Origin of the sequence: Dankookia rubra (assembly GCF_004355005.1) — a bacterium.
In the GTDB taxonomy this organism is placed as follows: Bacteria; Pseudomonadota; Alphaproteobacteria; order Acetobacterales; family Acetobacteraceae; genus Paracraurococcus; species Paracraurococcus ruber_A.
The window spans coordinates 1-7,609 of sequence record NZ_SMSJ01000159.1 but is presented as its reverse complement, the minus strand read 5'-3'; the positions used below and the strand labels follow the sequence as shown (position 1 = coordinate 7,609).

The window sequence follows — 7,609 nt, the reverse complement described above, 5'->3', positions numbered from 1 at the left end:
TCCGGCGAGAAGGCGACCGAGTGCACCGCGCCCCCGTGCCCCCGCAGCAAGAGCTCGCGCCCGTCCTGCGTATCCCACAGACGCGCCGTGCCGTCCGCCGAGGCGGTAGCCAGGCGGCGTCCGTCCGGCGAGAAGGCGACCGAGTGCACCGCGCCCCCGTGCCCCCGCAGCTGGACCAGCTCGCGCCCGTCCTGCGTATCCCACAGACGCGCCGTGCCGTCCGCCGAGGCGGTAGCGAGACGGCGTCCGTCCGGCGAGAAGGCGGCTCGGAGGACCGCGCCCCCGTGCCCCCGCAGCTGGACCAGCTCGCGCCCGTCCTGTGCGTCCCACAGGCGGGCCGTCCCGTCCCACGATGCAGTAGCCAAGCGACCTCCGTCGGGCGAGAAGGAAACCGATTGCAGCACGTTGCCGTGCCCACGCAGCAGGGCCAACTCGCGCCCGTCCTGTGCGTCCCACACGCGCGCTGTGCCGTCCCAGGATGCGGTAGCCAGACGGCGCCCGTCCAGCGAGAAGGCAACCAAATGCACTGCACCTACGTGCCCGCGCATTAAGGCCAGCTCACGCCACTGCAGCATGGCGTTGTAGGCAGCCCGCTCTGCCTCTGCTGTCGTTCCCCGAGGCTCATTGTCCGGCACCTCCAGCAGCGGTTGCAGCGCTATCAAGAGAGCCGTCACTGCGTCGCCCGTAGCAGCCTCACCATCCGCCAAGCCCGCAAGGCCCACCACATGTGCACGGAATGCACGCTCATTCGCGATCTTGCGCTGCGCATCAGCGTCGGACCATAAGCCGATGGCCACAATGGCCAACAGGGTCGCAAATGTGGCAAAGACCATGGTTCTACGCTGCATTTTACGCTCGCGAGCGCGAGCCGCCTCAGCAACTGCCCGTTGGACATCCGCCTCGGCAGCCGCGAGTTCTGCCCGTCGCCGATGGTCTTGTGCCTCAGCCGCTGCCCTCTCGGCTGCCGCGCGATGCGCCACGGCCTCGTCCGCCGCCCATCGTGCTGCTCGGCGTTGGGCCTCGGCTTCCTGCGCCGCCCTCTCCGCCGCTGCTCGCTCGGCTTTGAGTGCGGTGATCTGCTCCTGGCGCGCCCGCTCCTGTTGCTCCCGTTCCATCTCCCGCCGACGGACAGAAGCCTCGACGTAATCCACGACCGGCCGCAGATCTTCCGCTGCTCTCTCGTCCCGCCATCGCTCCGCCTCAATTAGCCGCCGGCCTTGCAACAGGTCCGATGCATCGCCGGTGCGCCGCCACTCTTCTGCGGCTGTCTCAATTTTCTGCAGCCATAGGCGGAAGGCTCGATCTTCGTCCAGCCAACCACGGAGCCGCTTCCAGTGCCGAAGCATGGCGTCATGCACGATCTCCGCTGTCGGCTCCCCGCTTACATGACTCGCTCCGGTTGCGACGAGCCGTGCCTGTCGGTCCTGCCCGGCAAATTGCTCGACTAATTCCCATTCGCGCGCCCCGAACTCACCTCGGCGCCGCACCCGTCGTGTATCCTCACCTTCTCGGCTCGGGTCGCCTAGCCAGACCAAGGACGTGAGCACCTTTCGGCAGCTCGCCTCACCAAAGCGCCGACTCAAATTTTCAAATACTGCCTCAGCGTGCCGCGTTAGAGCCGAGGCCAAAACAATGTCCGCCTCCGCGGCGCGAACAGCCGAGGCACGTCGGATCACCCGACCGCGCTGCTCCGACCAGAGCTCTGTAAGAGTGAACTCGAGCAACGGCAAGGCGTCACCCGAGCCACCCACGGCCTGCATCAGCTCGTCCACTAGACCATTTTCGAATGTTATCCCTAGCGTACGTGCTGGCTCCTCTATGGCTCGTCGCAACTCGGCCGCGGTCATTGGTCCGAGCTTCACGTCAGCATTCCGCAGCGCGTCAGCCAACTTCCGCATCCCGAGCGCGCGGCCAATGTAGTCGGCGCGGATCGTGATGACACATCGTGCTGCCGGGTCGCGCATGCGGCTTGTGTCCGTTGCCGCCTCAAGGCAGCGGACGAAGCGGGCCCGCAGGCTCTGCTCGGGATGATTCTCTGCAGGGTCTGGAACGACTGTGAAAAGTTCTTCGAACTGATCGACTATAAGTAGCAGCTGCAGCGGAAGAAGCCGGGATTTCGTTGCCGTTAGGCGCTGTAGGTGCTCGACGATGCTGTCGGGATTGCCGCGTAGTGAGGCTGCTAGCTCTCCAAGCGCCGCCTCCTGTCGCAGCAGTTCGAGCGCGTCACTGCGACCGCCGTACGTCGCCTCAATCAGGGCCGCGGCCAGGTTGCGGAAGGGGTCGGGCGAAGGTGCTCCAGGGCGGAAAGTAACAACGCACAAGGCTTCCGCCTCGACGCGCAACCGTGGCACTAGCCCGGCGCGCACGAGCGAAGACTTGCCGCTGCCCGAGCGGCCTACTATGGCAACGAATGGAAGCTGCCGCACCTTGTTAGCTAGCTCCTCAACGGCGTGCTCCCGGCCGTGGAAGAAGCGCGCATCCGCCTCTTGGAATGCTCCAAGACCTTTGTAGGGACGCGCCAGCGGCGGCCAAGCGAGCTCAAGCTGTTCGGCCGGGACCACAATTGCGATGCGCCGGCCCTGATCCCGTTCAGCCTCGGCCGCCATGCCAAGTACCGCATTAGTTGCGGCGCCATCATCGAGTAAAGGCGCGCCACTGAAGCCGCCCTCGATAAAAAATCCCGGGAGCGCGTCGCCTCGGGTGAGCAGGCGACCGTGCTCGATCGGCGTGCCAACCTCGCCGGCTGCGTCCATCCCACTATCGTGGCCCGCAGGGAAGCCCTTGGTCCAGAAGCGCCAGCCCCGCTCTGGCGGCCCAGTCGATGTTCGGTAGGGCCGGATCTGCACGTCGCGCTCAAGCTCTAGCACCGCGATGTCCGTCGCCGGTCCCTCCCCTGGCGCACGCCACTCCACAACCCCGGCGGTGACCCCGAGCCGACTGCCGGCCTGCGCGAAGGGAAACTCGACCCAGACCGGCTCAGTCGGGCGCGCGGCCGCGTTCCAATCCAGGCCCAGTGCATGGTTCACCACGTGGGCACACGTCATGACGTGGCGAGGAGAGATGAGAAAGGCGGTGCCAATAACGGGGGCGGCAGCTGTGGCTCTTACCCGTGCGATCCCCTGCTGTAGAGGCGCTGTCACCGCACTTGCTGCCTCAACGTTCGGGATTCCGGCCGAGCATCAGCCAGCACCGAACTTCCAGGTCAGGGTGACTTTGATGTTGCTTTCGAGCGAGGTCCTGGCGATCAGAGCGTCAGCGGTGAACTTCAGGCCGAATTCAAAACTGACCTGCTCGGGTTTGGCAGAGAGATCCTGGAACTGCATTACAAGCGCTCTACGCCCAACATTATCTCTGAGCTCTCTTTGGCCTTCTCGGCTGACCCGCAAGCGACAGGCCGAGTGCCGACCTGCGGATCATCCACCTCGACCAACAGCTTGCTGCCGCCAGTGACAGGAGATTCGACCAGCCGACCGCCCATGGCTCCTCCTTAAACCGACTATTTCCAGCCTGGCACTGAGAGCCCGGGATTATTGGTCGGCGGGCAACCGTAGCAGAGACTCTGGCCTAGCCAATCAGGTTTTTGCGCACTGTTCACCGCGTTATTGAGCCGGCTTCGGTGCTCTTGAATCAAGCTGCGTAGCGGAACTGCGGATGGCGGAAGAAGGAGCGAATGCGCTCTGGCCGTCTGGAGAGGCTGCGCATGTGGTTGACGACAGCTTGCTTGAGCTGCCCCTTGCTGCGGGCGAGCGGCTTGGCGGTGACGGCCTGCTTGACATCGCCGTTCAGGTCCTCGTCCGGATTGAGGTCTGGGCTGTAGGCCGGGAGGTAGAAAACCTCCATCTCCCGCCCCAGACACATCCGTAAAGCAACTCCGTGCGACATCGGGACCGCGGGTTGGCCGCACCGCGTTGCTCGCCCTGGTTGAATGGGTGGCTAGGCGCCATGAGGCTGACGCCGCCAAGGGCAGCCATGTCTTGGGTGCGCTTGCCGGCAGTGAACCGGCAGCGGATTGCGGTCCTCCTCGGCCAGATGATCCGCCGCCGCCTCGCGGCCAAGCCCGCCGCGGAGGTGCCCGGCCGTGATCACGCTGCAGACAACAGGGAGAGGGACAATGGACCTCTCGGGGAAGGTTCAGGGCCGTCACCTGGACCGTCTGGCAATGGTCTATGTGCGCCAATCGACCCTGCGTCAGGTGGAGCAGAACCAGGAATCGACCCGGCTGCAATACGCCCTTGTTGAGCACGCTCAGCGTCTCGGCTGGGCGCAGGGGCGAGTTGAGGTGATCGACGACGACCTCGGGCGCTCTGGTGCCTCGGCGGCTGACCGACCTGGTTTCCAGCGTTTGGTTGCGGAAGTTGGCCTCGGTCACGTTGGCTTGGTGCTCGGGATGGAGATGTCGCGCTTGGCGCGTTCTTGCCGCGACTGGCATCAGTTGCTGGAGATATGCGCGTTGTCCGACACCCTTCTAGCTGATGCGGAAGGTGTCTACAGTGCGAGCAACTTTAATGACCGGCTACTGCTCGGCCTGAAAGGTACGATCAGCGAGGCGGAGCTACACCTTCTGAACGCGCGCATGCAGGAGGGGCGCCGCGCCAAAGCGTGTCGTGGTGAGCTGCTCTTCACGCTGCCGCGCGGCTACGTTCGCAGTCGTGGCGGCGAGATCGTGCTGGGCGACGACGAGCAAGTGCGTAGCACAGTGCAGCTGGTGTTCGACACCTTCGAACGCTACCGCAGTGTCCATGCAGTTCTGCGCTATTTCGTCGCCCACGATCTGCATCTGCCATGCCGGGCCAATGCGGTGACCAAGAAGGGCGAGTTGGAGTGGCACCGACCGAGCCGCACGGCCCTTGCCGGAATACTGAAAAACCCGATCTATGCTGGTGACTACATCTATGGACGCCATACTCCTCGGGCCGGGCCGGTTCAGCCGAGATTAAGCAATGAGCCCGTTGTCCTGCTCCAGGGACGGCTGCCTGCCTACATCAGTTGGGACACCTACGAACGGAACCGCAGGCAAATGGCGGCCAACCAGACGGCGTGGCTGGGCATCCCGCGGGGTGGCGACGCCTTGCTGGCAGCCCTCCTGGTCTGCGGCCATTGTGGCCAGCGCATGTCGCCGGCCTACCTCAAGGAGAAACCACACCGCTACACCTGCCGTAATCTGGCACGGGGTTACGGAGCCCCTAACTGCCAGTCCCTGAGCGGACCTTCGCTGGATCGGCTGGTCACCAAACTGATGCTGCAGGCGCTGACGCCCAGCGCGCTCGAGGTAAGGCGACGCCCAGAAATTACGGCGTCATCTGTGGTGGCCTTGGGCTGATGGTGTAGTTCCATTCAGGGTAGAAGGTGTCGGTGTTGAGGTTGAGGGTTGCCATCTGCTGGTCGGAGACCTTGATGCCCTTTGGGTAGGTGGCGGTGTCGAGTTCGCAGCGGACGGTCAGGCCGGTCTTGGTGGTGGTGTTGCCGATGAGTTCGACGATGGCGACGCGACTGATCAGCGGCGTTGCGCGCCAGGTTTGGGTGATGTGGCAGAACATGCGGTGCTCTATCTTGTTCCACTTCGATGTTCCGGGAGGATAATGGCAGACCTGGAAGGTCAGCCCGGAGGCATCGGCCAGCGCTTGCAGTTCGAGTTTCCATAGCCGCAGGCGCGGGCCGTTGGAGCCGCCGCAGTCGGCGGTGATCATGATCTTGTCGGCGTGCGGGTAACGCTCGCGGCCCATCTTATCGTGCCACAGTCGCACGGCGTGGACCGCAAATTGCGCGGTGTCATGATCGATGCCGAGGCTGATATAGCCGCTGTTGGCGCCGACGTCATAGACGCCATAGGGGACCACCTTGCCGAGGTCCTTGTCCTCGAAGTCGTGCGCATCGACCTCGATCGGCATGCCCTTGGGTCCGTAGTCGCTACCGGGGTTCTTGAATTCGCCCACCAACTCCTTCTTCTTCGTGTCGACCGAGATCACCGGCAACCCCGCCGCCTGGCACGCTTGGGCGCAGGCGTTGATATGCTCGAACTGCGCATCGCGATCCGGATGATTGCTGCCATCCTTTGTCTTGCGGTTGACGTGCCGACGATATTCCAGCCGTTGCAGCAGCTTCGGAACCGTCGATGCGCTCACCTGATGGTCCATCCCGCGCAGCGCCGCCGCCAGTTTCTCGTGGCTCTTCGACACCCACCGTAGCGGCCGCATCGGATCGCCCATCGTCGCAGGTTCGAGCAGGCGCTCCAGATCTGCCAGCAGCGTTGCGTCTCTGACCGCCAACGCCTTCCGCCCCGCGCCGTGCCGCCGTATCCTGCCGGTAAGCGAGGCTGGCTTGCGAAGGTCCTTGAAGCCGCGACCAATCGTGCTCCGCGCCACCTTGGTCGCCCGCGCTACGGCCGCCACACCGCCATGCCCGGCGCTCACCGCCTCCGCCGCCGCATGCAGCCGCCGACCGCGCTCATCCAGCGTCGAGCCGACCGCATTGAACCTGATACGAATGGGCTTCTCGTCGATCATCCCGCCATCATGGGCCGCGTCGGCCTTCCAGGGAATCGTCACCAGCCCACACTCAACCAGGCGATTCACCTACTCCTGGGCGTCGCCTTAGCCTGCAGCTGGCGGAGGATCTCGAGCTCGAACGCACGGCGCTGCACCGGCAGTGGCGCCAGCACCTGGAACGGACGCGCTATGAGGCGGAGAGAGCGCGCCGGCAGTACAACGCCGTTGAGCCTGAGAACCGCCTGGTCGCTCGCACACTGGAGGGAAACTGGGAGGCGGCGCTGGCCGAGGAACAGCGTCTCCAGCTTGAGTATGAACGGTTTCTGACAGCGCAGCCCATGCCGCCCTCGGCGGAGGAGCACGAGGCAATCCGTCGGTTGGCCGAGGATGTGCCGGCGCTCTGGGATGCCCCGACGACCACGACAGCGGACCGGCAGGCGATTGCGCGGCTCATGCTGGATCACGTCGTTATCACCGTCAACGGCGAGAGCGAGATGGTGGCCGTAGAGTGCCATTGGGCGGGTGGCACGCAGACACGGCATGACCTACGCCGGCCCGTAGCAAGGCTCACCCAGCTGAGTGACCATGGGGCGCTTCTTGAGCGCGTGCGTGCCTTGCACGAGGAGGGCCACAAAATAGCGGTGATTGCCACGACGCTGAATGCGGAAGGCTGGCTGTCGCCAAGGCGGCGTGCAACCTACAACGCCAGCATGGTCCGTGACCTGCTGCAGCGCCTTGGTCTGTCGCCCGCTGATCCAGGCCGCTCGCCATTGGTGGAAATACCAGATCGGCTGCCTGATGAGTGGACAGTCGGCATGCTCGCCGTCCGGCTTGGCATGCCACCCATCACCATCCATCGGTGGGTCAGATCCGGCATGCTCACAGCCCGCAAGGTGCCGTGTCACACACAGCCACAGGGAGTATGGCTCATCCAGGCCAATGAAATTGAGATCGAGCGCTTACGCGAGCGCCGTCAGCACGCCACTCGCGCTTCCAGCAACCCGAAACGGGTTTAGGCCCCGTTAGCGCCTGAGCCAATCTGCGGTGGCGGCGAGGCAGAGCACGCCGAGGAAGGATGCGGCGGTCTTTTCGTAGCGGGTAGCGACGGCTCGCCACTCTTTCAG

6 protein-coding genes and 1 pseudogene are annotated in these 7,609 nt (G+C 64.6%); 2 read left to right on the top strand and 5 right to left on the bottom strand.

Annotated elements, in window-relative coordinates; all coding sequences use genetic code 11:
- The 3 genes from E2C06_RS34545 to E2C06_RS34540 form a co-directional block, all read right to left on the bottom strand.
- Nucleotides 1–3,044: nSTAND1 domain-containing NTPase (locus E2C06_RS34545; protein ID WP_133293085.1), on the bottom strand; the 3,044-nt coding region annotated here is incomplete at its 3' end.
- A gap of 135 nt (nucleotides 3,045–3,179) precedes the next feature.
- Nucleotides 3,180–3,323 carry a CU044_2847 family protein gene (locus E2C06_RS38195; protein WP_165982874.1) on the bottom strand — a complete coding sequence of 48 codons (144 nt, stop codon included), beginning with the start codon at nucleotides 3,321–3,323 and terminating at the stop codon, nucleotides 3,180–3,182.
- Between the two features lie 304 nt (nucleotides 3,324–3,627).
- A complete protein-coding gene (locus E2C06_RS34540; RefSeq protein ID WP_165982873.1) occupies nucleotides 3,628–3,840 on the bottom strand; it encodes a transposase in 213 nt (70 codons plus the stop codon).
- Nucleotides 3,841–4,111: 271 nt separating this feature from the next.
- Here E2C06_RS34540 and E2C06_RS34535 point away from each other — a divergent pair, with 271 nt between their 5' ends.
- Complete coding sequence (locus E2C06_RS34535; protein ID WP_133293083.1) at nucleotides 4,112–5,320, top strand: recombinase family protein; 1,209 nt, start codon at nucleotides 4,112–4,114, stop codon at nucleotides 5,318–5,320.
- Here the strand turns inward: E2C06_RS34535 and E2C06_RS34530 are convergent.
- Nucleotides 5,289–6,503 (bottom strand): ISAzo13 family transposase, encoded by a 1,215-nt coding sequence (locus tag E2C06_RS34530; RefSeq protein WP_133293086.1) that lies wholly within the window; start codon nucleotides 6,501–6,503, stop codon nucleotides 5,289–5,291. The genes E2C06_RS34535 and E2C06_RS34530 overlap by 32 nt on opposite strands.
- A 359-nt stretch (nucleotides 6,504–6,862) precedes the next feature.
- Here E2C06_RS34530 and E2C06_RS34525 point away from each other — a divergent pair, with 359 nt between their 5' ends.
- Nucleotides 6,863–7,501, top strand: a complete 639-nt coding sequence (locus E2C06_RS34525; RefSeq protein ID WP_133293082.1) for a MerR family transcriptional regulator — start codon at nucleotides 6,863–6,865, stop codon at nucleotides 7,499–7,501.
- A gap of 6 nt (nucleotides 7,502–7,507) precedes the next feature.
- Here the strand turns inward: E2C06_RS34525 and E2C06_RS34520 are convergent.
- Nucleotides 7,508–7,609: pseudogene (locus tag E2C06_RS34520) on the bottom strand (IS5-like element ISMex42 family transposase); the annotation flags it as partial.

Coding starts and splice junctions, on each gene's coding strand:
- E2C06_RS38195 (WP_165982874.1), bottom strand. CDS start 3,323: ATGCAGTTCCAGGATCTCTCTGCCAAACCCGAGCAGGTCAGTTTTGAA.
- E2C06_RS34540 (WP_165982873.1), bottom strand. CDS start 3,840: ATGGAGGTTTTCTACCTCCCGGCCTACAGCCCAGACCTCAATCCGGAC.
- E2C06_RS34535 (WP_133293083.1), top strand. CDS start 4,112: ATGGACCTCTCGGGGAAGGTTCAGGGCCGTCACCTGGACCGTCTGGCA.
- E2C06_RS34530 (WP_133293086.1), bottom strand. CDS start 6,503: ATGATCGACGAGAAGCCCATTCGTATCAGGTTCAATGCGGTCGGCTCG.